Source organism: Shewanella sp. 10N.286.52.E4, from assembly GCF_041468785.1.
GTDB classification, from domain to species: Bacteria; Pseudomonadota; Gammaproteobacteria; order Enterobacterales; family Shewanellaceae; genus Shewanella; species Shewanella electrodiphila.
In genome coordinates this window covers 1-544 of record NZ_JBFRJJ010000097.1, presented here as the reverse complement: position 1 = coordinate 544, position 544 = coordinate 1, and the positions used below count along the sequence as shown (strand labels likewise).

The 544-nt window shown below is 43.0% G+C and carries 1 tRNA gene and 1 rRNA gene; both read left to right on the top strand.

Features of this window, described 5'->3' with window-relative positions:
• Positions 1-185: 185 nt before the first annotated feature.
• Positions 186-301: ribosomal RNA gene (gene rrf / locus AB4153_RS21590) — 5S ribosomal RNA — on the top strand.
• Positions 302-409: 108 nt separating this feature from the next.
• Positions 410-486 (top strand) — tRNA-Asp (locus AB4153_RS21585).
• Positions 487-544 lie beyond the last annotated feature (58 nt).

The following is a 544-nucleotide window of genomic DNA, read 5'->3' as shown; positions in this document are numbered from 1 at the left end:
GATGGTAACTAGATTTATTACTTACTGTGAAAGGTAAGACTTAGTGAAGAATATAAAGCACTTAATAAAGTATGGTCATAAAATGCTCCTGCATTGATGACATCAAGTACATCCATGTACTTGAAACTCAAAGAAACAGCTTTCCGAATTTAGTTAATCGCTTATGCGGTTAACAACCCAATTTGCTTGGTGACAATAGCATTGTGGTACCACCTGATCCCATCCCGAACTCAGTAGTGAAACGCAATCGCGCCGATGATAGTGTGGGGTCTCCCCATGTGAAAGTAGGTCATTGCCAAGCGCCTAATTTACTCGAAAGAGTAGCTTTATTACGATAAAGCAGTCTACTAACTTTGACACGTTAGCGACTTAAAAAGAATTTAGTATACTGCGCAAGCAATTTACTAAAGGAGCGGTAGTTCAGTTGGTTAGAATACCGGCCTGTCACGCCGGGGGTCGCGGGTTCGAGTCCCGTCCGCTCCGCCAACATTACGATAAGCCCTAACAGCAATGTTAGGGCTTTTTCGTGTCTGGCGTTTATAGC